The organism is Chryseobacterium sp. GW821-FHT04C04 (genome assembly GCF_059420365.1).
In genome coordinates this window covers 1-24,552 of the sequence record NZ_JBWKTO010000002.1, presented here as the reverse complement: position 1 = coordinate 24,552, position 24,552 = coordinate 1, and the positions used below count along the sequence as shown (strand labels likewise).

Here is a 24,552-nt window from a genome sequence, read left to right as displayed (position 1 = left end):
ATATCATAACTTTATTGCGCATCACAAAATAGTAGTTATGAAATTCATGATCATTTTCTGGGGAGCTTTACTCTTCTTTTTCTGCGTCCCGTTTCCTATTTTCATTTATATGATGAGTGATGAGTTCGCAACAGAACCGAGAAATTCATTAGCCGTGAGCTATGGATATCTCGGTTTTTCTTTGCTGATATGGATCTATGTGATTGTTTTCTTTATCAATACCCTTTTCGTAAAAACTTTTAAGGAGAAAAATACCATGCAGTCAATTCTGCAGAACGGAATTCCAAGAGAGGCAAAAATCATCGATTATAAACTCCTGAAATACATTCCCAAAACCAATATAAACGTCATTCAGATTGTTCTTTCATTTCCTAACCTTAGAAATATATTGATTGAACACGAAATGATGTTTCAGGATTCCAAACCACAGGAAAAAAGATTCAATGCCGGAAACAAGGTAAAAGTATTGTTAAATCCAAACCTGTCACAGGAACCTTATTTTATTTTAAGCGATCAGAAAGTCAGGTTCAATACATTAGGAATCGTTTTAAGAATCGTTTTTGTTATATTGTTAATTGCTTATGTAATTGGGTTATACTCTTATTTCTATACAAGGAAATCTTTTGATTTTGGATGGAGATTTCTGACATTCATGCATCCTATTATTTTTAGCGGAGTAATGACGATTATTTATGTATTGGCTTTTCAATTGATTGTCGGGAAATTTTTTAAAAATAAAAAAGAAGAATATATCCTCTTTTCCGGAAGAAATGCGGAAGCCAATATCATCAGTGTAAGCCAGACCGGTCTTACAGTAAATGATCAGCCACAGATCATGTTTCAGGTGAGCTTCAAAGATTTCAGAGGGGTTGAACATATCGCTGTTTACAAGAAAATTGTCACGCTCCTGAATCTCTCCTCCGTTCCTAAACAGGGAATCGTTGAGATCATGTATGATGAGAATAATCCTAAGAAGATTATGATTCCAAAGTTGTTTTTTTAAGGTAAAAAGACAGTCTACTTACGCAAAAAAATAAGTAGAGCAAATTTACTTTTTCTTCCATCTCCCTATTTGCTATCTTTGTCTCTTTAGCCTACATCATATGAAAACAACAATCGTTGATCTATCTAAACCCATTCAATACAATGCAGGAGACCCATGGTTCATGCGGGTGAAAATCAAACATAAACCCCATAGAAAATCACATTGGCTGATTCGTCTGGCGCTGAGGCTTCCAGCGAGGCTTTTTCCTAAAAACTGGACAGGCTGGGCAGATGATACCATCAAAAATATGGGACTTCATGCCACAACCCATATTGATGCTCCGTGGCATTATGGCCCTGTAGTAGAAGGGAAACCTGCAAAAACCATTGATCAGATCCCTTTGGAGTGGTGTTATGGTGACGGTATTGTAATCGACTGTACTCATAAAGAAGACTTTGTTGCCATCACGGTTGATGATCTGAAAAAAGATCTTGATAAAAACGGAATCACCATACAGGAAGGAAATATAGTGCTTATCAGGACTGATCGTGATAAGATGATGGGAACTGCAGATTTTGTAGAAAAAGGAACAGGAATGAGCAAAGAAGCTACAGAATGGCTGATCGACCAGGGTGTAAAAGTCATGGGAATTGACCAATGGGGTTGGGATCTTCCTTTACGATATATGGCTAAAAAAGCCAAAGAAATGAATGACCCCGAATTTTTCTGGGAAGGTCACCGTGTAGGAATCGAAAAAGAATATTTACATATAGAGCAGCTTACGAATTTGGGAGCCTTGCCTCCATCCGGATTTAAAATATGCGTATTTCCCCTTAAAATTGTGGGGGGATCTGCAGCTCCGGCAAGAGTAGTGGCGATGATCAATGGATAGTTGAAAACATTCTTCTAAAAAAACAAAAGCGCGAATTTATTTATGTATAAATTCGCGCTTTTATCTTTTCATTCTTTGAGCTAATTCTTCTTTTTGAAAAACAATGCTCTGTTATACTCAAAATTCATTCTGGCAATATTCAGAACGGAAATTCCCTGAGGGCACTCCACTTCACACGCTTCTGTATTAGAGCAGTGCCCAAATAGCTCGGTATCCATTTGAGCGATCATGTCCAAAACGCGTTTGCTTCGTTCTTCTTTCCCTTGAGGAAGGAGCACCATATGGGTGATCTTTGCAGATGTAAATAAGGCTGCACTTCCGTTTTTACAAGTCGCAACACAAGCTCCACATCCGATACACGCTGCAGAATCAAAGGCTTCTTCAGCAGTCTGATGGGTAATCGGAATAGCTGTTGCATCAGGAGCCTGACCTGTATTTACCGATACAAAACCTCCTGAAGATATAATTCTGTCAAAAGCAGACCGGTCTACCTTTAAATCTTTCTTCACAGGGAATGCTCCGGCACGGAATGGCTCTATCAGAATAGTTTCCCCATCTTTAAAAGACCGTAAATGAAGCTGACAAGTCGTTGTGTTTTTTAAAGGACCATGGGCAATACCGTTAATCATCATTCCACATTGTCCACAGATCCCTTCACGGCAGTCGTGATCAAATTCTACGGGTTCATCGCCTTCAATGATCAGTTTTTCATTTAAGGTATCCAGCATTTCCAGGAAAGACATATGGGAATTCAATCCTTTCAGGTCGTAGTTGACCAGTTTTCCTTCACTTTTTCTATCTTTCTGTCTCCATATCTTAAGATGTAAATCCATAATTTTCTGTTTTTTTATTTGTAACTTCTTACCGTTGGCTGAATTTCTTCAAAGGCTAAAGGTTCCTTAATCAGCTCAGGTTCTCCATTTTCACCTTTCCATGCCCATGCGGAGATAAATTGGTATTCCGCATCATTTCTCATGGCTTCTCCATCCGGAGTCTGGAACTCTTCCCGGAAATGTGCTCCACAGGATTCGTTACGGGTTAAAGCATCATAGCACATCAGTTCTCCGATTTCGAAATAATCAGCAACACGGCCTGCTTTTTCCAGTTCGGTATTCATTTGGTCTCCCTGTCCGGAAACCCTTACGTCTTTATAAAATTCCTCTTTTAGTTTTCTGATTTCCTGAATGGCGTATTTCAGACCTTCTTCGTTTCTGGCCAGTCCGCAGTAATCATACAGAAGCTTTCCTAACGTTTTGTGGAAATAATCAACGGTTTTGGTTCCCTTGATATTCATAAAGCTCTGAATCTGGTTTTTTACTGCATTTTCAACTAGCTCAAATTCCGGAGCATCCGGTGAAATTTTCCCGGTATGAATGTCATCAGCCAGATAATTGGCAATCGTATAAGGGGCAATAAAATATCCGTCTACAGAAGCTTGCAGAAGAGAGTTTGCACCCAGTCTGTTGGCTCCATGATCCGCAAAATTAGCTTCCCCTAAAGCAAACAATCCCGGAACGGTAGTCATCAGTTCATAATCTACCCAAAGTCCACCCATAGAGAAGTGCGCTGACGGGGAGATCATCATAGGTTCTTTATACGCGTCGTATCCTGTTATTTTCAGATACATATCGAATAAGTTGCCATATTTTTCTTTAATCTTATCTTTCCCCTGTTCCTGTATGGCCTTTGAAAAATCAAGATATACAGCATTTTTTAAAGGTCCGATTCCGAAACCGGCGTCAATTCTTTCCTTGGCTGCCCGGGAAGAAATATCCCTTGGAGCAAGGTTTCCGAAAGCCGGATATCTTCTTTCCAGATAATAGTCTCTTTCATTTTCCGGAATATCATTCGGGAGTCTGTTTTCACCTTCCTTCAGAGGTACCCAGATTCGTCCGTCATTACGTAATGATTCGGACATTAATGTCAGCTTAGACTGATAATCTCCGGATTGAGGAAGAGAAGTAGGGTGTACCTGAATCCAGCTTGGGGAAGCCATTAAAGCACCCTTTTTATGAGCTCTCCAGATTGCCGACCCGTTACAGCCCATGGCAAGGGTAGACAGGTAATAGATTTTTCCATAGCCTCCCGTTGCCAGTACGACAGCATGGGCTGCATGTCTTTCAATTTCTCCTGTGTCTAAATTCCTTACGATAATACCTCTGGCTTTGCCGTCAATAGTGACCAGATCAAGCATTTCATGTCTTGAAAACAATTGTACAGAGCCTTTTCCCACCTGTCTCATTAAAGCTTGATAGGCTCCAAGAAGCAGCTGCTGCCCGGTCTGTCCCCTTGCATAGAAAGTACGGCTTACCTGAACCCCTCCGAATGAACGGTTGTTCAGATATCCTCCATATTCACGACCGAAAGGAACTCCCTGGGCCACGGCCTGGTCGATGAGGTTCAGAGAGCATTCTGCCATACGGTATACATTGGCTTCACGAGCTCTGAAGTCGCCTCCTTTCAAGGTGTCTACAAACATTCTGTAGACACTGTCACCATCATTTTTATAGTTTTTTGCAGCATTTACCCCTCCCTGCGCTGCTACTGAGTGCGCTCTTCTCGGGCTGTCCTGGAAACAGAATGATTTCACATTGTATCCCATCTCTCCTAAAGAAGCAGCGATAGAGCTTCCCGCCAGTCCTGTTCCTACTACGATAACATCTAGTTTCTTACGGTTGGCAGGATTCACCAGTCTGGCTTTCTTTTTATAATTTTCCCACTTATGCTCCAATGGGCCTTGTGGTATTTTTGAATCTAAAATCATAACAGTCTGTTTATTGATAAGTAAAGAATACATACACCGGCATCAATGCAAAACCGATACAGATAATGATTGAATAGGCAATTCCGATAGTTTTGAACCATTTGACAAACTTAGGATGATAGAGTCCCAATGTTCTTACAGCACTATTAATCCCGTGGATCATATGATAGCATAGAGCAATCATTGAGAGTACATAAATGATAACATACCACCATTCTTTGAAAACATTCACTACCAGAATGTATAAATCTTTATTTCCGTTCTCATCCAAAGGAGGATTTCCAAATTTGTAGATATACCAGAAGTTCTGGAAGTGGATCACCAGGAAGATCAGGATTAATGTTCCGAGGATTCCCATATTCCTGGAAGCCCATTGGCTGGCTCTTCCACGTCTGTCCGACTGATAACCGCCGCCAGATTTTTTATTTTTTAAAGTAATAATCAGCCCGTCTACAGCATGCAGAATAATACTGGCATACAAAACGTAAGACACTATTTTGATAATGATATTTCCTGATAAAAAATGCGAATAGGCATTAAACTGCAGGTGTGCCTGTTCTTGTGGCAGAAAAAGCTGAAGATTTCCAAGGAAATGAATCAACAGGAAGAATCCCAAAAAGAGTCCTGTAAGGCACATCAGCATTTTTCTTGACAATGTTGATAACATATTTTTGATTTAAAAATTAATAATATCCTAAGACTTTCATCCATAATCCTCCTACAACCATATAAATGATCAGCAGAACGATTCCTATTTCAAGACCTCTGACCCACCAGGCTTTCAGATCTACATATCCGCTTCCAAAGAATACCGGAGCCGGACCGTGCCCGTAATGGGTAAGCACTCCATAAATTGAACCCATGAATCCAAGCATCATAGCCAATAACATAGGAGGAATTCCCAGAGAAACCCCTACACCAAGCAATGCTGCATACATAGCCGCTACGTGAGCAGTAGCACTTGCAAAGATGTAATGGCTGAAGAAATATACCAGAATGATTACAGGGAAGGCTACCTGCCAGCTCAGACCACCGATTTTTACTTTGATAAGATTACTGAACCAGCCAATGAAGCCCAATTCGTTCAAAGAACTTGCCATCATTACCAGAACGGCAAACCAAACAATGGTATCCCATGCTCCTTTTTCTCCTTTTACGTCTTCCCAAGTGAGTACTGAGGTTAGCAGCAGCAATGTTAATCCAATGAATGCAGTGGTTGTGGCATCAATAGAAAGTGCTCCACCAAATATCCAAAGGGCTAATAGAATGAAAAATGCTAATAACATCAGCCATTCATTTTTAGAGATAGGCCCCATTTCTTTTAACTTTTGTGCGGCCATTTTTGGAGCATCACCGGTTTTTTTCAATTCAGGCGGGTATAATTTGTACAATACCAGAGGAACGACAAAGAATGCTACTGCACCGGGAAGAAATCCGGCTGCTGCCCATGACATCCAGGTAATATCAATACCAAGGTTGGCCGCAAATTTCTGACACATCGGGTTACTCGCAGTACCGGTAAGGAACATAGAAGAAGCGATGAGGTTCATATAGTAGCTGTTCAATGTTAAGAATGACCCTAATTTTCTATGGGTTTCCGGTTTTTCAGGAACGGAATCAAAGCTTATGGCCATAGATTTCATGATCGGATAGATAATTCCCCCTCCTCTCGCGGTATTACTCGGAATAGCAGGAGCCAGACAAACATCGGCAAGCCCTAGTCCGTATGCTAATCCCAATGAGCTTTTACCAAAAACTCTTATGAATACGAAAGCGATACGGTTTCCAAGCCCTGTTTTGATAAATCCTCTGGCGATAAAAAATGAGATCCCGATCAGCCAGATCACTTTATCTCCAAAGCCTGAAAGTGCTTTTGTAATAGATTTTCCGGCATCTCCCGGAGCTACCACCTGTGTAAGGGCTGTAAAGCCAATGGCCATCATACACATGGTGCCCATAGGAGCTGCCTTAAGGATGATTCCTAATATGGTGGCTGCAAAGATGGCAAACAGATGCCATGCATTTTCGGCAACGCCCTCCGGGGCAGGAATGAACCATATGATCAACGCAACGGCAAATGTGATCGCTACGTTTCTGATATTAATTTCTTTCATGATACTAACTATTTAGTGGGTTAAAATCTACTTTGTACTTGCACTATGAATAGATTGTTATTGTATTGTGAGGTATTTTCTACCTGATATTTGTAACGGTCAAACTGTACTCCCAGCTGAATTCTTGCTCCGTAATTTTTCAAAAATTCCAACCCGAACATCGGGGTAATCGTCTGTCTTGGGTTAGAAGCCAGTCTGAAATTGGTGTCAAGATATTCGTATCGGCAGGATAATTCAAAAGCACTGAGATTTCTATGGTTGATCTCATATCTTAAATTGGGAAGGAAATAGGCTCCGCGTATCAGGTACTGATCCGGATTATCCGGACGTAATTCCGGGGCAATGGAATTGTATAAAACGTGGTTGGTGGCTTGTTTGGCTTCCAGCTGCATATCCAGACTCCATTTTGGATCGAACTGAATCAGTGAGCTCAGATCTATTCCCAGAGCATATACCTTTTTGCTGAAAACTTCCCCGGTACCTCCATTCAGACCTACATTGAAATGGTATTTTTTTGAGATTCCGAAAACCAAACGGGTCGAATACTGTTTTCCGTTGTCGTTATCATTGATCTGGTTCTTTCCGTTTCCATTAACGATGGAAACTGCATATTGGAAGGGTATTTCTCCAAGTTGAAGCTGTCCTGTGGCAGACATCCCGATCTGGAAACTTGTCCAGCCCAGCTTCCCAAATTCTGTATACTGATTGGACCAGTCTAAGGATTTAATAATGTCAATAGGGTAAGTTTCTTCAATACCGAACCAGGGTCTGAACTGTCCTACTGTAATGGCTAATTTGGGGTTGAAAGTGTACTTCAGATAAGCATTTTCAAGAACTCTGCTTTTAGGATCATTTTTAAAATCGGCAAGGTTGGCCAAGACAACAACTTCTGTACGTTTACTGATTTGCGCCCGAACCTGAACTCTCATGTATTTGAGCATGAAATTATTATCAGTTCCGGAGCCATCGGTATGATGAAGTCCGTTTACATCAACATCCTTGGACATCCCTACCAGATAACGCGCCTGAAAAAGGCCTTTGATCTGCAGTACCGGATATTTTACATTGTCTTCTTCCTGTGGAGGAGGTGTGGTCTTCAGAGAATCCTGATTTTGTGCATAAGCTGATAACCCGCAGGCCAGCATGCACAGGATCAGGCTTTTCTTTTTAATCGAAAAAAAGGCCATATCTTTTTTGTTTTTTTATTGTGGAACTTTATGTTACCACTAGTTTCTTACTGTAAATGAATTTGAACGTATTTTAAACCACCCATCAAATCTTTGACTTGACACTCCTTCCGGAGAAAGAGAATGATCACCCATTCAATCATCGTGTGGCATACTTACGTCCTTTCCTCTGCTGAAAACAGATTATTTTACTTAGCGTAAGCGTCTTTGTGGTGAAATATTTATTTTAATCCTAAGAATGTGAACGGTGCAGATTCTTTAAAATTCGCATTGGATTTACCATTATAGGTGTTGTTATTACTCAAATCCAGTTTCATCACTTTTCCTTTAGGGCTCAGATCAAAGTCTTTAAGATCTACCCAGAACGTGTTTGGAGTGAAAACGGTTTCAAAATAATACACCAGGTTTTTCTGATCTGATACAGAGCGCCATCTCGTTGATGAAATATTAGGCTCCGTTTCAGAAGTGATTCCATAAGGGACCGAGCAGTTTCTGATGACACTGAAAACACTCGCCACCGCTGTACGGGTATCGGCAGTCTGTGGTATTGCATTGATATAGTAAGATGCTCTTACGAAGCGGTCTGCAGCACGGTTGGTTCCCGGAAGCATCACCGTTCCCGGAATCCCTTTCCAGTAATTGTTAAGGGCAAGCTGTTCTTCAAAAACAGGAGAATTGGTCATTACTGTATAAGAGGGATCATGATGAATTACCAGTTTTCCGTCAATATATTCAAATACCGCATTGTCTCCTGAAGCGTCCGAAATGGAAAGATGAACTGTTGTAAACTTCTCTGTTCCCGGAATATAATCACTTACAATGACAAACGGTTCTTTTCGTGAAAATTCTACAGCTTCTTTTACTGTAGCAAAATTATCAAGATAATATTGTGCCCATAATGAAATGGCAATTCCTTTTTTACTTCCTTTTCCATCAAATTTCGGATACTGGGATTCTCCCAGCCAAAGCATGTTGGCAACCAATCCTTTTTCGTTCATCCCATCGGCTGAAGCAATGTCCCAGGAAGAACTGATGAGGCTTCCGTATTTAGAAGTCCATTTTACAGATTTAGAGCCTACCTGTCCGTTACGGTCAGCTCCTTTTGGGAAAACCCAAAGGTTGGCCGGGATTTCATCGCGCCAGTCCATAGATCTGGCTGTGATAACGGTATTCTGAGGGCCTTTGTAAACCACCCTTGTGCAGGCTTCTGATGGATTCCATAATCCTATAGAAAGGACTAGAGAAAATAAAATTAATGGGAACTTTTTCATAATAGTATTATTTGAATTTAAATTTTACTTTGAATTTATTGTGAATAATTCAAAGTATTGTGGCTGTATTCATTATTTGGTGACATAAATTTAGAGAAATTTGTTTAAATAACATAATATTTGCAGTTAATAATCCGTAATTCATGTCATGAATCATGGTTAATGGTAGTAAAGTATTCTAATTGGATTTTTTTTCGTATCTTTTAGTGATATCATATAAAAATGAGGTTAAAATGGAGAATACTTCAATGTATTTTTCAACCTTTATTTCTAATAAAATATTCGATGGATGCAGGCTGAAGGGCTCTTAAAATTAAGTACCACAAAAGAGAATGCTGTTAAGAAAAAATGTTATATTTGGTTAATAGACTGAAGAGATATATGAATTTTATAGAATGCCATGAAGAACCTATCCATATTCCGGGTTCTATTCAAAGTTTTGGTTATTTGATTGGCATTGATGCGGAGTCCCGTACCATTACTTTTTTTAGCAGGAATATTTCGGATATATTTACAATCGAGAGTTCAGATGAGCTATTCGGGAGAAAGATTACGGACTTTCCCCATAGTTTTCATAGCATTATTGATTCAGAGATCTATACTTCACTGGACAGGTTTACGAGGCGAAAAAATGAAACCTACTTTGACAAGATTTTTATTAATGATAAAGAATATCACTTTTCTGTTTTCAGGAGTGATCTTTATATTTTCCTAGAATTTGAGGAGGTTCTGATTAACCCCAATAAGCGGATTTCAAATAAGTATGATAATTTTTACATCATCGATAATGAAAAAGAGCTTTGGGATCATCTTTTGGAGACCCTTTCAAAGGTGGTGAATTATGACCGGATGATGGTTTATAAATTCATGATGGATGGTTCCGGAAAGGTCATTGCCGAGAAGAAGAATAAAAATATGGAAAGCTTTCTGGGACTTCATTACCCGGAATCTGATATTCCGAAACAGGCAAGGGATCTTTATCTTAAAAAAAGAAAAAGAATCTTCAGCAATGTGTATGCTGATATGGTTCCCATTCTAAGCAAGAACCCTGAAAATATAGATCTTACTTTTTCTGCATCCAGAGGGATGTCGCCTGTTCATGGGCAGTATCTTAAAAACTCTGGTGTAGCTTCCAGTTTCAGTGTATCCATTATTATTGATGATCATCTCTGGGGATTGGTTACCTGTCAGAATGTCGAACCTAAGCATATTGATCTTGAGGACAGGGTACAGGCGGGTATTTTTACGGCTTTAGCCGCGAATGCCTATTCTTCTTTTAAGTCCAAACGTGAACTCAACTACCGTCTGGAGCTGAATGAAAAAATATCTCAGCTGAAAACAAAATTTTTAAAACACAATCATCTTTTTGACTCTCTTATTGAAAGTAAAACAGAGATTCAAAACCTACCGGAAGCCGATGGGCTGGCCATTATTTCGGATGGAAGTATTGTAACAGCCGGAAGTACTCCGGATCTCAAAAGTATTGCAAAGATTGCACAATGGGGATTGGCAAATACAAATGACCGTATCTATGTAAGCAGAAGTTTCCTTAAAGATTACGGTGAAGAACTTCAGCTGTCTGAAAATGCAGCCGGAGTGGTTATTTATTTCATTGAAAGGGATAAAAATGAGATGCTGATCTGGTTCCGTAAGGAGTTTAATGAGCATATCAACTGGGCTGGTAATCCTCAAAAAAGAGTAGCTGTTTTTTCTCAAAACGGAGAGGAAAAACAGATGATATCACCAAGAACGTCTTTCCGTATCTTCACAGAGAATATTAAAGGGTATTCCACAAGATGGAATTCACGAAATATAAGTGCAGTGCATGCTGTAAGGGATTTGATTTTAGAAACATCCCACAAAAACTATAATGCGATCAAAGGTCTTAATGATGAGCTTAAAAAAGTGAATGAAGAGCTTGACAGTTTTTCTTATACTATTTCTCATGATTTAGGAACTCCATTGACGGTCATGAAGCTGAATGCCCAGATGCTGTTGGGAAATCTAATGGCTGATGCTGAAAAGAGCAAAACCAAGATCAATACAATTATCGAGGAGATTGATAATATGGCTGAAATGATGCAGGATGTATTACAGCTGAGCCGCGCCAAGCACAGTGAAGTTCAGCTTGAAAGTCTGAAAACAGCTCCTACGATCTATAAAATTTCTGAAAATGCAAAGATGACGTATGGCAGCGCAGCGAGCGAAGTTATTATTAAAGAATGTCCGGATGTCTTGGCTGATAAAACCATGCTTCATCAGGTATTTCTCAATATTATCAATAATGCCGTGAAATATTCTTCCCATCAGGATCATCCGAAAGTAGAAATTGAAGGAACGGAAAACGGGCAGACTATTATCTATAGGATTTCTGATAATGGAATTGGTATTCCTGAAGAAGAGAAGCATAAAATGTTTAAAATCTTCAACAGGATGGATAATGCCAAGAAATTCAAAGGAAATGGAGTAGGGTTGTCTATTGTGCACCGTATTATGAAAAGAATAGGGGGGAATGTAGATTTTGAGAGCAATAAAGAGGGAACTTCCTTTATTTTAACGTTTAAAAAGCCTTACATTTGAGAAACTTTTAAAACGTTATGTATGGTATCAGAATATCTTAAACAGAATACAGCAGATTATCACGATGCGGCAGAAAAACTTTTTAATTCTGAAAAGATTTTTAATAAAACCTTCACTTTAGAGGATTATAAAAAGATTATTCACACGAATTATCTGATGCTTCTTCACAGTGAAGATAAAATATTCAGCAGCCTTTCTGATAAGTATTCAGAAAAACTTCAGCTTGATGCTAGAAAGAAGCTTTCTCTTATTGAAAAAGATCTTAAAAGTCTTTCTCTGGAAAACCAGATGGAGTCTCACGATCTTGAATTTGAGAATGAGCATGAAGCACTGGGAGCGATGTACGTGATTGAAGGTTCTACGCTGGGAGGGAACGTTATTGCCAAGCAGCTTTCCAAAACAGAAGGTTTTGATGAGGTTACTTTCAATTTTTTCGGATGTTATCAGGAGAATACGGGACCTATGTGGAAGAATTTTAAAGAAGTTCTGGATACCGAAGTCGCTGAAGAAAACTACAACGACGTGCTTTCCGGGGCGAAAAAACTCTATACGTTTTTACTGAACGTCAACTAATTTATTTTAATTCTAATTAAATTCCTGAAAGATTGCGCATTTTTTCAGGAATTGTTAAATTTGGGGAGTTTCAAATTTAAACTTAACTAACAAAAAATAATTTTTAAAAAGTAACAATATGAAAGTAACTGTAGTAGGTGCAGGCGCTGTAGGAGCAAGCTGTGCAGAATACATCGCAATGAAGAACTTCTGTTCAGAAGTAGTTTTGGTAGACATTAAAGAAGGGTTTGCTGAAGGAAAAGCAATGGATTTGATGCAGACAGCATCTCTTAACGGATTTGATACAAAAATTACGGGCACAACAGGAGATTACAGTAAAACTGCAGGTTCTCATGTAGCAGTAATCACTTCAGGGATTCCAAGAAAACCTGGAATGACAAGAGAAGAATTGATCGGTATCAACGCTGGTATCGTTAAAGAAGTTACTGAAAACTTAGTAAAACAATCTCCGGAAGTAATCATCATCGTAGTGTCTAACCCAATGGATACTATGGCTTATTTGGTACACAAAACTTCAGGTCTTCCTAAGCACAAAATCATCGGAATGGGTGGCGCATTAGACTCTGCAAGATTCCAGTACAGATTGGCTGAAGCATTAGAAGCTCCAATTTCTGATGTAAACGGAATGGTAATCGCAGCTCACAGTGATACAGGTATGCTTCCTCTATTGAGCAAAGCGACAAGAAATGGTGTTCCTGTAACTGAATTCCTAGATGAAGAGCAACAAAAATATGTAATCGAAGAAACTAAGGTAGGAGGAGCTACTCTTACCAAATTATTAGGAACTTCAGCTTGGTATGCTCCAGGTGCAGCTGTTTCTGTAATGGTTCAGGCGATTGCATGCGACCAAAAGAAAATGATCCCTTGTTCTTTAATGCTTGAAGGAGAATACGGACAAAACGATATCTGCTTAGGAGTTCCTGCTATCATCGGAGCAAACGGAGTAGAATCAATCGTAAACGTAACATTGACTGCTGAAGAGCAATTGAAGTTCGCTGAAGCTGCAAACGCAGTAAGAGAGGTGAATGGAGATCTTAAATTCTAATAATTGACCGGCTTTTAAGCAGGTACTACAATAGATAAAAACAGGCTGTTTCAATTTGAAACAGCCTGTTTTGTTTTTTGAAGTTTTTTATAATTTTAAACCATTAAGAAAAATGAAGAGGGTAAGAATAATTATTTGATTTTTTAAGTTGAGGTTTAAAATAACTCAGTATGTATTGTTTATTAAAATATAATAAAGTTAATCCTCTTTTTTTCTAGTAAAGTAAATTATATCAATTAATTACGACTGTTTTAGCTATGCTTTCCCAACTGTTTTTTTTGTAATAATCTAATTTACTATAGCCGTTTATATTGTTGATGATGTAAACGGCTTTTATATTTTTCAAATCTTCTTCTTCCATATAAAGTCCTGTTAAAGGATTGTTTGGAAATCTTACATTATTTGGGTTTTTAAAAAACACTAAAATTTGGAAATATCCTTCAGTATAATTAGACTTAGCATTCGAACAATAGGCTTTTAATTGATCAAGACTAATACTATTATTGACTACAAAAAGAGTCATTTGATTAAAATTGCCATCATTTCTTGCATCCTTTTTACTGTCGATTTTTTTTATTTTACTATTATCAGGTTTTAATTTTTCTGTTGATTTAATAGTATTGATTTCTTCCTTTCCATCAGATATCATAGCAAGACTATCAACAGGACTTGATATTGAGTCTGGATCTTTTTTATTATTAGTACAATTCAAAGCTATTAATGTTATAGCAGACAGAAGTATATTGAATTTTATTTTCATGATTATCGTTTTATGACTGTTCAAAACTAAAAATTCTTAGAATTCCATGATTATGGGAAACCATAATTGACCATTCATTATTAAAAAGACTATTTGTGCCATTTTCAGAACGGTCTACCCCCTTTAGTAAGTCCCGCTACCCCCTTGGGTAAGGGGGATACCCGGTTGTGTAAGGGGGTACAGGTAGTTCGGAAGGGGTGATAGCCCCTATGATAAGTGGTGACAGGGACTTATAGAACGGGCTAAAGGCAGTTAATGAAGGGGTTGGAGGGTGTTTTGAACGGGGTATAGCCCGTTGCGGAACAGGCTACAGGGGCTTGTGATAATGGGGGGAGGTCTTTATGAACCGGTTAGATGCCGTTTATGAAGTAGCAAGAGAGGCTTTGGTAAGGGGTAGTAAGGGTTTTGGCGCGGCCGGAGGCCGCGCCAAAACGTAGTATAATAAAATTGTCAATGCAATATCACTTGGTTGTATCCACGAAATGGGTGACAGCCTTCACAAAGTCTTTATTTTTCTCATAATACAAAAGATGTCCGCCATCAATGGAAACTACTTTCTGATTGGGAAACTGAAAGGTTTTATAATGCTGGGTTCCGACTGCCTTATCCTTCTTTCCCGTGATGATAAGTACAGGGACATGAATATCTTTTGTGGTAGGGGCATAATCGGCATAGTATTCCGGGAAATCTTTGGGTTTTGAGATTACCGCCATTCCGAAGTCGATAATGCGGGGATGAAGAGAATCAATCTTATCCGATTGTTTTATGGTTTCGATATCTTCGGTCAGGAATTTATATCCTATTCTTTTCTTTCTTAATGCACTGCTGATTTTTGAAAGTTCAGAAGAAAGACTGTCTTTAGGAACCGCTCTGTTTTTTGCTTGTAAGAGGCTGTTGCCGTATTCAATCTGTTCTTTGACAGATTCATCATTCAGGAAATGGAGCGTGACATTGGCAAGGATAAGTCCTTTGGTATGCTGGGGATACTTTTTTGCATAACTGACTGCAATGATTCCCCCAAAGGAATGTGCCAGCAGAAAGATTTTTTTCAATTTGAGATGCTGTCTCAGTTCCTCAATGTCCTGAACCATTTTATCGAGATGATAGTTTTCCGAAGTGCCGGATTCCCCGGAACCCCGTTGATCCATATAAACCATCTGCATGTTTTTTTCCAGACTATTTCCACCCATCAGTTCAAACGACGGATATCCCTGGCCGGGACCTCCGGGAATATAAAAGCAGGTTTCTCCTTTTCCGGAGATTTTATATTTGATTTTGACATGATCAGAGGTTTCATAAAAGCCTTCAGAAGAATGATTCTGAGCTGAAACAATAGTCAAGGAAACGAAAAAGAAGAGGAGGAAAGAGATTGTTTTCATATATTCATAACAATTGTAAAGGGCTGTTTATTACTAAAATAAAAAAAATCTTCCTTTTGTCTTATCCCATCTTAAAGTCATGATGGTCATCTTCACTATTTCATTGATCCCGGAAGAATTCTAACTTCATAAGGAATATTCTGTTTCCCCCAACTGCAGAGCTGGTGCATCACCTTTGTCAATTCTGATCCGCTGGGTGTAATGTGATATTCAACTTTTAGAGGAACCTCATTGAATATTTTCTTGGTGATCAGATTTGATTTAACCAATTCATTGAGTACTGAAGATAATACATTGTCTGAGATTCCTGTCAAAGTTTCTTTCAATTGAGAGAAACGAGAGACATCATGGGTAATCAGTAATAAAACTTCTGCTACCCATCGCTTACCAATAATCTTTAGTACTTTGTTCAGGGTACATCTGTCGTCCAGGTAATGCTCATTGATTGTATTGGTAGAACTCAGCTTCTTTTTACTCATACTCATTTATTTATTAGTAGCTCACAATGAGCTATAGGTTATTCTTTGTGACTTTTTCAGCATACATTTGTATTATAAAATTACGGTTTTTTCTATAGTGTAACAATTTTAAAATAAGTAAAATGAAAGCATATCAGGTAAATAAAGAGTACAGTATATCTTCTCTTGAACTGGTTGATAAATCCTATCCAAAACTTTTACCCAATGAAGTATTAGTAAAAATGAAAGCGAATTCTCTTAACTACAGAGATTTGATGGTGGTAACAGGTTATTCTTCCTGGAAACCTCCGGTAGGAAGGGTGCCAGTCTCTGATGGAGTGGGGATTATTGTCGAAAAAGGAAGTGCAGTCACAACTTTAGCCGTAAATGACCGTGTTGCCGGATTATTTTTACCCAAATGGATAGATGGAAATCTGACTGATGAAAAGACAGGTGGTTCTCTTGGCGGTGCAAAAACAGATGGTTTGCTGCAGGAGTACGCTGTATTTGATGAAAATGAAGTCATTAAGGTCCCGGATTTTTTAAGCGATGAGGAAGCTGCAACTTTACCTTGTGCGGGATTGACAGCTTGGCATGGCGTAATGGAGAAAGGAGATATTAAACCTGGTACTACAGTACTCATTCAGGGGACAGGAGGTGTTTCTTTATTTTCTGCTCAATTTGCATTGATGGCTGGTGCTGAAGTGATCTTATTATCAAGCAGTGATGAGAAACTGGAGTTAGGTAAAAAGATGGGAATTAATCACCTTATTAATTACCGTCAAATTCCCGAGTGGGAAAGAAACGTTATGGATATCACCAGTGGAAGAGGGGTAAACCATATTGTAGAAGTGGTTGGAGGCAGTAATATCAACAGATCCATGAATGTAATTGCCCTTGATGGAACCATCTCTGTTATTGGTTTGATTGGTGGATTAAGTGCTGAACTGAATACTGTAAAGATTATGTCCAGACAAATCAGACTGCAGGGAATAGAAGTGGGTTCTAAAGAAATGTTTACCCATATGAATGAAGCTTTAGCAGCGCATGAAATACACCCTGTCATTGATCGTGTATATCCATTTGAAGATACAAAATCTGCTTTTTCTCATCTGGAAAAGGGTGCAACAGGAAAAATTGTGATAAAATATTAGTATTATTTTGGAAGGGGAATCTGTTGATGTCGACAAAATAAAACAGGTAATCGTTAACGATTACCTGTTTTAAATTATTTATTTCAAAATTCCTTTGAAACAGGCTATAAAAAAGAGCGGTAAAAACCGCCCCCCACAAGATTTTATCTAACAAAATATTTTACATATAAACGCATCCGCATCCAGTTTCCCATTCCTGGCAAAGACGCATTGGTTCGTTGCATCCAGGGTTGCCACCACCGCCTCCGGAAACTCTGTAACAGGTACCATCGCTGCAATAGTAAGAACCTATAGTTGGCGGGCAATTACCATCCATATCACATATTGCATAGGGAGTGTCACCACCACTGATCAGAACAAGCTGGCTTCTCTTTAATTTTTTTACATTTTTCATAGTAATCATGTTTTAATTTGTTGATTACTAATGTATAGAAAAATTAGCACACCTACAAGTGTTTTAATTAACAAGGAGTAAAAGATTTTATCATAATACCATTTTTATCATGTATTTATTACACATCTAAGGTCATAAAAAGAGCAATTTCCTCAGTATTATTGTATAGTCTTGTATTCAGCCCTGTAATATTGAATCCCATTCTTCTGTAAAACTGGATAGCAGGGTAATTGGTATTCTGTGTTTCGAGTTCAATAACTCTGCAGTTTAATTTCCGGGCTTCTTTGATGGCATTTTTAATCAGCATAATGCCTATTCCTTGCCGTCTTTGTTTCTCGTCGATCAGAATGTTTTCTATATAAAAACTGTTGTTCCATGTTCTATGTTCACAGATGATCCAGCCTGCCAGTTCTTCATTTATAAAAGCTCCAAAAGAATTTCCTTTTTCAATGATGATATTCAGTTCTTCAAGGTCTTCAGAAGTGGTTTCCCAGATTTTGGTATAGGGTAAAGACTTTTCTTTTAAGCTAAATTCAAAAGAACCTCCAAATTCAATGGAAGAAACTGAATATATTCTGTCTGTTGTATAGCCATTATATCCCCAGTCTAAGCTTTGATTAGAAGCTAATTGTTGTAATTTTCTTATTTCCACATCAAGTATTTTTAAGCTTATTGAATTTCAGTACATATTTCTATCAGATAATTGTCCGGATCTTTGATATAAGCTGTTTTTTGTCCCCATGGTTTTACTGCAATATCTTCATAAAGAATGGCTCCATTTTCTATTGCTTTTTCAACTAATGATTCTACATCATCAGTTACAAATCCCAGTTCCATTCCAAAAGGTTTGTCTTCAGCTTTTGAGGTTAAAAAGCTTTTTTTGATATTAGAACTTGCAAGGCTGACGGAAGCAAATGAAAGACTGGTTTCTCCAGTAAATAATTCTCCATAGTCTTTTTCCGGAGTGACGAATTTTATTTCAGTACCAAAAGTATTTTTATAAAAACTCATGGACTGTTCTACATTTTCAACATAAAGAATGACATATTTGAATTTGATCATATTTTTGAATTAAAATGGTTTTATTTTTTATTTATAATGTATTCTTCATCTACCATCAGCTCTATATGAGGACCCTGTAAAGGATACTCTTTGAAACTTCCAAAATGACCGAAATGAAGAGGGTATTTCTGGGCAAGCTGCCGTACTTTACTTCCAAAAGAATTAATATCCACCTTTTGAATACTTTCTTTCTTCTGTCTGCCATTGGTGAAAAAGAGCATCAGGTTGCAATGATTTTCAAAATCGAAATCAGTATAGTAGAATACATTGAGGTTTTCTTCATGACATAGCTGTGTTAAGTCATTAATAAAGCTTCTTTTATCCTGTAAAGGCATGTTACAATCGATTCTAATTGAAAAATTTTCAGCATTGTACTTTTTAAAACCTGAACCCACCATTTGAATGAAACGATGTTCAATATCTTTGAATCCTTCTCTGTCCGGTGCATAAGTTTTGTTGGATTGAATAGTAAAAGGAGCACTGGAATCTAATAATACAGCATTTCCACAGAACAGCAATTCTTCAATTTCTAGGGCAAACTGAAAATGAAAATCAAAAAGCAGATGGTCTCCGATATTGATGATCAGCTGATTTTCATCGATGTTTACATGTAAATAGGTTTCTTTGAAATCTGTTTTCAGTTCTTCCAGTTTTCGGATGAAATCATCTGTATTTTCAACCTGTACTCTTGCTGCCAGCTCGGCGGGATTATCAGCATGCCCACCATATCCCGGATAAAATTTGAAAAACTTAAAATCATATAAATGATCCGGAAATTTGAAATACCAGTATACGCCTAGAATCATAGAGGGTTTATTGATGAATTGTACAATAATCAAAATTAAATAAAATTTCACACTCCAAAACTTTCAAAACCCTTAAATTTGTTGTCAATAAAAATTTACTTGGATGCTTAGGAACATTTCAATTGCGGCAGCTACTTTTTTGTCCGTAGTTACAATCAATGCGCAGAAGAACAGAAATACCCAACTTGAGAGACCCAAATTAGTCGTAGGTCTGGTCGTAGATCAGATGCGTTGGGACTATTTATACCGTTTTTATGGTAAGTATGGAAATGATGGTTTCAAAAGACTTTTGAATACAGGATATTCTTTGAATAACGTACATATTCCTTATGTACCTACCATTACAGCTTTGGGACATACATGTATCTATACAGGATCGGTTCCGGCTATTCACGGGATTGCAGGAAACGACTGGACAGATAAAGAAACGGGAAAAGGAGTGTACTGTACTGCGGATGAAAGCGTTCAGCCCGTAGGAACTACCAATACAAAAATCGGGAGCCACTCTCCTAAAAACCTTTGGTCGACCACAGTAACTGATGAATTGAGGCTGGCTACCAATTTCCAGGGAAAAGTAATTGGAGTTTCTTTGAAAGACAGAGCTTCTATTCTTCCTGCAGGACACACACCAAACGGAGCTTTCTGGTTTGATGACAGCACAGGAAATTTCATCACAAGTACATGGTATATGAATGATCTTCCTCAATGGGTAAAATCATTCAACTCTCAGAATCTTCCTGAAAAATTAGTAGCCAATGGTTGGAATACCTTACTTCCAATCAACGAATATACAGAAAGTGCACCCGACAATTCTCCTTGGGAAGGTCTATTGGGAAGCTCAAAAACACCTACTTTCCCTTACAGCAATTTAGCGCAGGATTATCAGAAGAAAAAAGATAATATCCGTTATACACCTTTCGGAAATACACTGACATTGAAACTGGCAGAAGCTTCTGTAGAAGGTGAAAAACTGGGTGGAGATAATATTACAGACTTTTTAGCAATTAACCTTGCTTCTACAGATTATGCAGGACATAAATTTGGTCCGAATTCTATTGAAGTGGAAGATGTTTATATCAGATTAGACCAGGACTTAGCAGAATTCTTCAAATATCTGGATTCAAAAGTAGGAAAAGGAGAATATACAGTTTTCCTTTCTGCTGACCACGGTGGAGCACATTCCGTAGGATTTCTTAAAGAACATAAAATCACGACAGGTTTCTTCGGTGAAGATGCAGAAAAGAACCTGAACCAAAAACTGAAAGATAAATTTGGTGCAGATAAGCTGATTAATGCGATCGATAACTATCAGATTTATTTTGACAGAAAAGTATTGGCAGACAGCAGGCTTGAATTGGATGATGTGAGAAACTTTGCAGTAAAAGAACTGGAGAAAGATCCTACCGTTTTATATGCTGTTTCAGTAGATAAAGTTCAGGAGTCAAGTATTCCGGAGCCGATCAAACAAAGAATTATCAACGGAATCAACAGGCAGAGAAGTGGAGATATCCAGTTAATTTCTCACGATTCTATGCTTCCTCCGTATTCTAAAACAGGAACTACTCACAGCGTATGGAATTCTTATGATTCTCATATTCCGTTGATCTTTATGGGATGGGGTGTGAAGCAGGGAGAAAGCAACAAGGCGTATCACATGACAGATATTGCTCCTACAGTATCTTCTTTATTGAAAATTCAGTTCCCAAGTGGAAATGTAGGAAACCCGATTACGGAAGTTATTGGTAGATAAATTGAATACAATTATTCTATGATATATGGCTGCTTTCGATTGAAAGCAGCTTTTTTTTGTGAATTATTTCTTCAAATTTTTAATCTGCCACACGCCAATCTCACTTTTTGGCGGATACATATAAAAAGCTATCTTTGCAAGAAATTTGGTTTCCAGTATATTGGAATGAAAAGGGAATCGGGTGTAACCCCCGGACTGTCCCCGCAACTGTAAATCGCAACAAAAGTTTCTGCAAAAAACCACTGCCTAAAAACGGGAAGGAGCAGAATGCGAAAGTCAGGAGACCTGCCAACATTATAATAAAAAAAAACATATTGCTTTCGGAGGAAAAGTAAAAAAGTATGGATATAAAAAGATCTTTAGTACTGCTTTTTTCATCTTATGGCTGTTTTCTTTTTGGACAAGAGAAGACCATTGACACTATTTATGTCTTCGACAACCAGATGAATAGGGTGAAACTTTTTCATCCCGTAAAAACAATTTCGGCAGAAGAGGCAGAGAAAAACTCCAGTAACCTTTCAGAACTCCTGAGATTTCAGTCACAGGTTTATATCAAAGAAAATGGACGTGGTGCTGTTTCTTCACCGTCTTTCAGAGGAACTACTGCTCAGCAGACGGCTTTTGTATGGAACGGAATTAATATCAACTCCAATTTTTTAGGACAGGGGGATATCAATAATATTGCTTTGTTCGGATATGACCAGATTGGTATAAAAGCCGGCGGTGGAAGTGTAGTGTATGGAAGCGGCGCGATCGGGGGAAGTATCCACCTGAATAATACCCTCGATTTTAATAAAGGTCTCCATGGTTCATTATTTTCTGAAGTAGCTTCTTTTAATACCTATAATAATTTTGTAAAAGGATCTTACAGCAATGATAAGTTCAGCTTTAAAGCTTCCGGAAATTATTCTGTAAGCGAAAATGATTATAAGGTAAGTGATCTGAATTATATCAACAGAAACGGAAGTTATTACAATACGACATTCAATGTAGGAGCATCCTATAAAATAGCGAATGATCATAAAATTTCGTGGCAGAGCCAGTTTTTTGATTCTTCACAGCATTTTCCTGTGTATGAAGAAACGGGAACCAAAACGAAATATAAAACTCAGAGTGTAAGAAGTCTTCTTTCCTGGGATTGGAACAAAACAAAATTCAGTAACTCCTTGAAAGCGGCTTATACCGAAGAGAATTTTCAGTATTTTGGGTCGTTAAATCTTCCTAAATCCAGTGGCGGAACAGGTAAAAATTATATCTTTAAAAATGATTTCAATTATTTTCTGAATTCAAAGTGGAATTTTAACCTTATTGGGGAATTTCAGCTCAATAAAGGAGAAGGGTACCAGAGCGGAATATCCAGCGTCAGTAGAAATATTGGTTCTGTTTCTGGATTGTTGAGGTATTTTGCAACAAAAGACCTTCGTTTTGAGGGTGGATTTAAGAAAGACTTCGTGGAAGATGTAAATTCACCGTTTTTGTATTCATTCTCCGGAAAATGGAGCGCCGCAAAATGGTATGATGTGAGCATTAATGTATCAAAGAATTTCAGATATCCTTCATTTAATGACATTTATTATGAACCAGGAGGAAACAAAGATCTGAGGCCGGAAACATCTACTCAGGTGGATATGACGAATGAGTTCAAAGCGGGAGATTTCAGGCTTACTTTGTCTCCTTATTATATGAATGTGACCGATCTTATTGTATGGCTGCCTACAGCATTGGGATATTGGCAGGCATTCAATGTCAATAAATCTGAATCTTACGGATTAGAATCTCAGCTGTCTTTCAGTAAACAATTGGGCAGTCATAAGATCCGAGCCAATGCAGGATATTATTATGCAAGATCTATCGATAAAGAAACGAATATGCAGAGACCTTATGTTCCTATGCACAGAGGAACTGCCAATATAGATTATGAATATCGCTTCTTTAAGTTTTTCGCACAGGGACTGCTGAATGGTGTTACCTATACGACAAGTGATGAAAAGAGATCAGATGCTATTGATCCTTATTTTCTTTTGAATATGGGTGTTTCTGCAACCTTAGCAAAAAAATATACCTTAGGGTTCAAAGTGAATAATCTAACGGATACCTACTATAAAACAGCTTCTTTTTATCCTTTACCCAAAAGAAACTATAGTGTGTATGCCGCAATAAATTTTTAAAAAATTAAAATTGAGTAAATATGAAAATAACTAAACTTTTAACTGTATTATTTGCAGTAGTGTTATTGTTTAACATTTCTTCATGTTCAAGTGATTCTGCAGAGTTTGAAATGTCCCCGATCACATATCAGAACGGATATTTTATCTCTAATGAAGGGAACTTCAACAGCCAGGGGGCTAAAGTAACCTTTCTGACAAGAGATTTAAGCTTAAAGCAAGACGATGTATATGGCTATAACAACAATAAAGATATTTTGGGTGACGTACTTCAGACCATCGGTCTTAATGGAAATAAGGCTTATCTTGTAATCAATAACTCTAACAAAATTGTTGTTGTTGACCGTTATACATTTAAAAGAGTAGGAGTAATTACGGATCAGATTGATAACCCAAGAGGGATTACTTTTGCTAATGGATTTATTTATGTTTCCAACACGAATTTCACTGCAAATACTAAAAGTGTAACGAAATATAAAATTTCTGACCTTTCATTTGTAAGTAAAATCAACATGACTGAAGTTTCTGATAAAGCAGTAGAAGCAGGAGGAAATGTTTTCATACAGAATGCTTCATCTGGGTTTGGAAATAAGATTACTTATATCAATACCTCTAATGATGCTAAAACTGAAATTGCGGTTCCGAATGGTAGTGTTAATAACACCGTTTCATATAACTCTAATGTGTACACAATTTCTTCAACGGCTGCAGATTCTTATATCTATAAGATTACAAGTACAGGAACAATGACTCCAGTAATTACACTGACAGGAATTCCAAACGCTACAAATCTTCAGATTGATAACGATAAAATTTATTTCAGCTCAGCCAATAAAGTGTATACAACGAGCTTAGCTGCTCCAACCGTTCCTACAGCTCCATTATTAACAGCTGCTGATGGTGGTCAGTATTATACTCTTTATGGATTTAACGTTATTGATGGAAGAATCTTTGCATCAGATGTTAAAAAGTTTACAGAAAATAGTGAAATGGTAGTGTATTCAGCAACTACAGGAAGCAAGATCATGTCTGTTACAACAGGAGGTCTAGGTGCTAATGGTACTGTTTTGAATCAATAATGCTTCACAGCATATAAAAATATAATTTTTTATTTTTTCATCATTTGTGTTTTTTTCCGGCCGGTTTCTTTGAAACCGGCCGGCTTTGTTTTTATACTTGAACAAAAAAAGCCCGGCGGGATGTTCCATCCCGC

At 37.9% G+C, this 24,552-nt stretch carries 22 protein-coding genes and 1 riboswitch; of the genes, 9 read left to right on the top strand and 13 right to left on the bottom strand.

Going from position 1 to position 24,552, the window contains the following annotated elements; all coding sequences use genetic code 11:
* Nucleotides 1-37 precede the first annotated feature (37 nt).
* Together AC07UM_RS06240 and AC07UM_RS06235 are read left to right on the top strand one after the other, a co-directional pair.
* Nucleotides 38-1,003, top strand: coding sequence for a hypothetical protein (locus AC07UM_RS06240; RefSeq protein WP_494681700.1), 966 nt, complete (start codon nt 38-40; stop codon nt 1,001-1,003).
* A gap of 100 nt (nt 1,004-1,103) precedes the next feature.
* Entirely contained in the window at nt 1,104-1,877 is a 774-nt protein-coding gene (locus tag AC07UM_RS06235) for a cyclase family protein (RefSeq protein WP_494681699.1), read from the top strand.
* Nucleotides 1,878-1,957: 80 nt separating this feature from the next.
* On the opposite strand, the gene AC07UM_RS06230 is transcribed toward AC07UM_RS06235, so the two are convergent.
* From AC07UM_RS06230 to AC07UM_RS06205, 6 genes are all read right to left on the bottom strand, one after another.
* Nucleotides 1,958-2,710, bottom strand: coding sequence for a succinate dehydrogenase/fumarate reductase iron-sulfur subunit (locus AC07UM_RS06230; RefSeq protein ID WP_494681698.1), 753 nt, complete (start codon nt 2,708-2,710; stop codon nt 1,958-1,960).
* 14 nt (nt 2,711-2,724) lie between these two features.
* Complete coding sequence (locus tag AC07UM_RS06225; protein ID WP_494681697.1) at nt 2,725-4,641, bottom strand: fumarate reductase/succinate dehydrogenase flavoprotein subunit; 1,917 nt, start codon at nt 4,639-4,641, stop codon at nt 2,725-2,727.
* A gap of 10 nt (nt 4,642-4,651) precedes the next feature.
* Nucleotides 4,652-5,308: a succinate dehydrogenase cytochrome b subunit gene (locus AC07UM_RS06220; protein WP_494681696.1), complete on the bottom strand. Its 657-nt coding sequence runs from the start codon at nt 5,306-5,308 to the stop codon at nt 4,652-4,654.
* Nucleotides 5,309-5,324: 16 nt separating this feature from the next.
* A complete protein-coding gene (locus AC07UM_RS06215) occupies nt 5,325-6,755 on the bottom strand; it encodes an anion permease (RefSeq protein WP_494681695.1) in 1,431 nt (476 codons plus the stop codon).
* Between the two features lie 20 nt (nt 6,756-6,775).
* A complete protein-coding gene (locus tag AC07UM_RS06210; protein ID WP_494681694.1) occupies nt 6,776-7,942 on the bottom strand; it encodes a porin in 1,167 nt (388 codons plus the stop codon).
* Nucleotides 7,943-8,163: 221 nt separating this feature from the next.
* Entirely contained in the window at nt 8,164-9,213 is a 1,050-nt protein-coding gene (locus AC07UM_RS06205; protein ID WP_494681693.1) for a linear amide C-N hydrolase, read from the bottom strand.
* Between the two features lie 381 nt (nt 9,214-9,594).
* Here AC07UM_RS06205 and AC07UM_RS06200 point away from each other — a divergent pair, with 381 nt between their 5' ends.
* The 3 genes from AC07UM_RS06200 to AC07UM_RS06190 all read left to right on the top strand — a co-directional run bounded on the left by AC07UM_RS06200 (nt 9,595) and on the right by AC07UM_RS06190 (nt 13,411).
* Nucleotides 9,595-11,793, top strand: a complete 2,199-nt coding sequence (locus AC07UM_RS06200; protein WP_494681692.1) for an ATP-binding protein — start codon at nt 9,595-9,597, stop codon at nt 11,791-11,793.
* A gap of 21 nt (nt 11,794-11,814) precedes the next feature.
* The gene (locus AC07UM_RS06195; RefSeq protein WP_494681691.1) at nt 11,815-12,366 is read left to right on the top strand and encodes a biliverdin-producing heme oxygenase; all 552 of its coding nucleotides are present in this window, start codon (nt 11,815-11,817) and stop codon (nt 12,364-12,366) included.
* 118 nt (nt 12,367-12,484) lie between these two features.
* Nucleotides 12,485-13,411 carry a malate dehydrogenase gene (locus tag AC07UM_RS06190; protein WP_103232743.1) on the top strand — a complete coding sequence of 309 codons (927 nt, stop codon included), beginning with the start codon at nt 12,485-12,487 and terminating at the stop codon, nt 13,409-13,411.
* A 232-nt stretch (nt 13,412-13,643) separates the two neighbouring features.
* Here AC07UM_RS06190 and AC07UM_RS06185 read toward each other — a convergent pair whose 3' ends face one another.
* The 3 genes from AC07UM_RS06185 to AC07UM_RS06175 form a co-directional block, all read right to left on the bottom strand.
* Complete coding sequence (locus AC07UM_RS06185) at nt 13,644-14,171, bottom strand: hypothetical protein (RefSeq protein ID WP_494681690.1); 528 nt, start codon at nt 14,169-14,171, stop codon at nt 13,644-13,646.
* A gap of 461 nt (nt 14,172-14,632) precedes the next feature.
* A complete protein-coding gene (locus tag AC07UM_RS06180; RefSeq protein WP_494681689.1) occupies nt 14,633-15,550 on the bottom strand; it encodes an alpha/beta fold hydrolase in 918 nt (305 codons plus the stop codon).
* A gap of 95 nt (nt 15,551-15,645) precedes the next feature.
* Complete coding sequence (locus AC07UM_RS06175) at nt 15,646-16,029, bottom strand: winged helix-turn-helix transcriptional regulator (protein WP_047378668.1); 384 nt, start codon at nt 16,027-16,029, stop codon at nt 15,646-15,648.
* Between the two features lie 122 nt (nt 16,030-16,151).
* On the opposite strand from AC07UM_RS06175, the gene AC07UM_RS06170 reads away from it, so the two are divergent.
* Nucleotides 16,152-17,162, top strand: a complete 1,011-nt coding sequence (locus tag AC07UM_RS06170; RefSeq protein ID WP_494681688.1) for a zinc-dependent alcohol dehydrogenase family protein — start codon at nt 16,152-16,154, stop codon at nt 17,160-17,162.
* Nucleotides 17,163-17,322: 160 nt separating this feature from the next.
* Here the strand turns inward: AC07UM_RS06170 and AC07UM_RS06165 are convergent, their stop codons facing one another.
* The 4 genes from AC07UM_RS06165 to AC07UM_RS06150 form a co-directional block, all read right to left on the bottom strand.
* On the bottom strand, nt 17,323-17,556 hold the full coding sequence (locus AC07UM_RS06165) for a hypothetical protein (protein WP_103232750.1): 234 nt from the start codon (nt 17,554-17,556) through the stop codon (nt 17,323-17,325).
* A 118-nt stretch (nt 17,557-17,674) separates the two neighbouring features.
* Nucleotides 17,675-18,208 carry a GNAT family N-acetyltransferase gene (locus AC07UM_RS06160; RefSeq protein ID WP_494681687.1) on the bottom strand — a complete coding sequence of 178 codons (534 nt, stop codon included), beginning with the start codon at nt 18,206-18,208 and terminating at the stop codon, nt 17,675-17,677.
* 17 nt (nt 18,209-18,225) lie between these two features.
* Complete coding sequence (locus AC07UM_RS06155) at nt 18,226-18,618, bottom strand: VOC family protein (protein WP_494681686.1); 393 nt, start codon at nt 18,616-18,618, stop codon at nt 18,226-18,228.
* Between the two features lie 20 nt (nt 18,619-18,638).
* Nucleotides 18,639-19,424 carry a hypothetical protein gene (locus tag AC07UM_RS06150; RefSeq protein ID WP_494681685.1) on the bottom strand — a complete coding sequence of 262 codons (786 nt, stop codon included), beginning with the start codon at nt 19,422-19,424 and terminating at the stop codon, nt 18,639-18,641.
* A gap of 103 nt (nt 19,425-19,527) precedes the next feature.
* Here AC07UM_RS06150 and pafA point away from each other — a divergent pair, with 103 nt between their 5' ends.
* From pafA to AC07UM_RS06135, 3 genes are all read left to right on the top strand, one after another.
* Nucleotides 19,528-21,174: an alkaline phosphatase PafA gene (gene pafA / locus AC07UM_RS06145; protein WP_494681684.1), complete on the top strand. Its 1,647-nt coding sequence runs from the start codon at nt 19,528-19,530 to the stop codon at nt 21,172-21,174.
* A 129-nt stretch (nt 21,175-21,303) separates the two neighbouring features.
* Nucleotides 21,304-21,481: riboswitch (cobalamin riboswitch) on the top strand.
* Nucleotides 21,482-21,515: 34 nt separating this feature from the next.
* Complete coding sequence (locus tag AC07UM_RS06140) at nt 21,516-23,342, top strand: TonB-dependent receptor plug domain-containing protein (RefSeq protein ID WP_494681683.1); 1,827 nt, start codon at nt 21,516-21,518, stop codon at nt 23,340-23,342.
* Between the two features lie 20 nt (nt 23,343-23,362).
* On the top strand, nt 23,363-24,418 hold the full coding sequence (locus AC07UM_RS06135; protein WP_494681682.1) for a DUF5074 domain-containing protein: 1,056 nt from the start codon (nt 23,363-23,365) through the stop codon (nt 24,416-24,418).
* Nucleotides 24,419-24,552: the final 134 nt, after the last annotated feature.

What these genes read in the sequence shown, in the direction of transcription:
- AC07UM_RS06240 (WP_494681700.1), top strand. Translation starts at nt 38, where the DNA reads ATGAAATTCATGATCATTTTCTGGGGAGCTTTACTCTTCTTTTTCTGC.
- AC07UM_RS06235 (WP_494681699.1), top strand. Translation starts at nt 1,104, where the DNA reads ATGAAAACAACAATCGTTGATCTATCTAAACCCATTCAATACAATGCA.
- AC07UM_RS06230 (WP_494681698.1), bottom strand. Translation starts at nt 2,710, where the DNA reads ATGGATTTACATCTTAAGATATGGAGACAGAAAGATAGAAAAAGTGAA.
- AC07UM_RS06225 (WP_494681697.1), bottom strand. Translation starts at nt 4,641, where the DNA reads ATGATTTTAGATTCAAAAATACCACAAGGCCCATTGGAGCATAAGTGG.
- AC07UM_RS06220 (WP_494681696.1), bottom strand. Translation starts at nt 5,308, where the DNA reads ATGTTATCAACATTGTCAAGAAAAATGCTGATGTGCCTTACAGGACTC.
- AC07UM_RS06215 (WP_494681695.1), bottom strand. Translation starts at nt 6,755, where the DNA reads ATGAAAGAAATTAATATCAGAAACGTAGCGATCACATTTGCCGTTGCG.
- AC07UM_RS06210 (WP_494681694.1), bottom strand. Translation starts at nt 7,942, where the DNA reads ATGGCCTTTTTTTCGATTAAAAAGAAAAGCCTGATCCTGTGCATGCTG.
- AC07UM_RS06205 (WP_494681693.1), bottom strand. Translation starts at nt 9,213, where the DNA reads ATGAAAAAGTTCCCATTAATTTTATTTTCTCTAGTCCTTTCTATAGGA.
- AC07UM_RS06200 (WP_494681692.1), top strand. Translation starts at nt 9,595, where the DNA reads ATGAATTTTATAGAATGCCATGAAGAACCTATCCATATTCCGGGTTCT.
- AC07UM_RS06195 (WP_494681691.1), top strand. Translation starts at nt 11,815, where the DNA reads ATGGTATCAGAATATCTTAAACAGAATACAGCAGATTATCACGATGCG.
- AC07UM_RS06190 (WP_103232743.1), top strand. Translation starts at nt 12,485, where the DNA reads ATGAAAGTAACTGTAGTAGGTGCAGGCGCTGTAGGAGCAAGCTGTGCA.
- AC07UM_RS06185 (WP_494681690.1), bottom strand. Translation starts at nt 14,171, where the DNA reads ATGAAAATAAAATTCAATATACTTCTGTCTGCTATAACATTAATAGCT.
- AC07UM_RS06180 (WP_494681689.1), bottom strand. Translation starts at nt 15,550, where the DNA reads ATGAAAACAATCTCTTTCCTCCTCTTCTTTTTCGTTTCCTTGACTATT.
- AC07UM_RS06175 (WP_047378668.1), bottom strand. Translation starts at nt 16,029, where the DNA reads ATGAGTAAAAAGAAGCTGAGTTCTACCAATACAATCAATGAGCATTAC.
- AC07UM_RS06170 (WP_494681688.1), top strand. Translation starts at nt 16,152, where the DNA reads ATGAAAGCATATCAGGTAAATAAAGAGTACAGTATATCTTCTCTTGAA.
- AC07UM_RS06165 (WP_103232750.1), bottom strand. Translation starts at nt 17,556, where the DNA reads ATGAAAAATGTAAAAAAATTAAAGAGAAGCCAGCTTGTTCTGATCAGT.
- AC07UM_RS06155 (WP_494681686.1), bottom strand. Translation starts at nt 18,618, where the DNA reads ATGATCAAATTCAAATATGTCATTCTTTATGTTGAAAATGTAGAACAG.
- AC07UM_RS06150 (WP_494681685.1), bottom strand. Translation starts at nt 19,424, where the DNA reads ATGATTCTAGGCGTATACTGGTATTTCAAATTTCCGGATCATTTATAT.
- pafA (WP_494681684.1), top strand. Translation starts at nt 19,528, where the DNA reads ATGCTTAGGAACATTTCAATTGCGGCAGCTACTTTTTTGTCCGTAGTT.
- AC07UM_RS06140 (WP_494681683.1), top strand. Translation starts at nt 21,516, where the DNA reads ATGGATATAAAAAGATCTTTAGTACTGCTTTTTTCATCTTATGGCTGT.
- AC07UM_RS06135 (WP_494681682.1), top strand. Translation starts at nt 23,363, where the DNA reads ATGAAAATAACTAAACTTTTAACTGTATTATTTGCAGTAGTGTTATTG.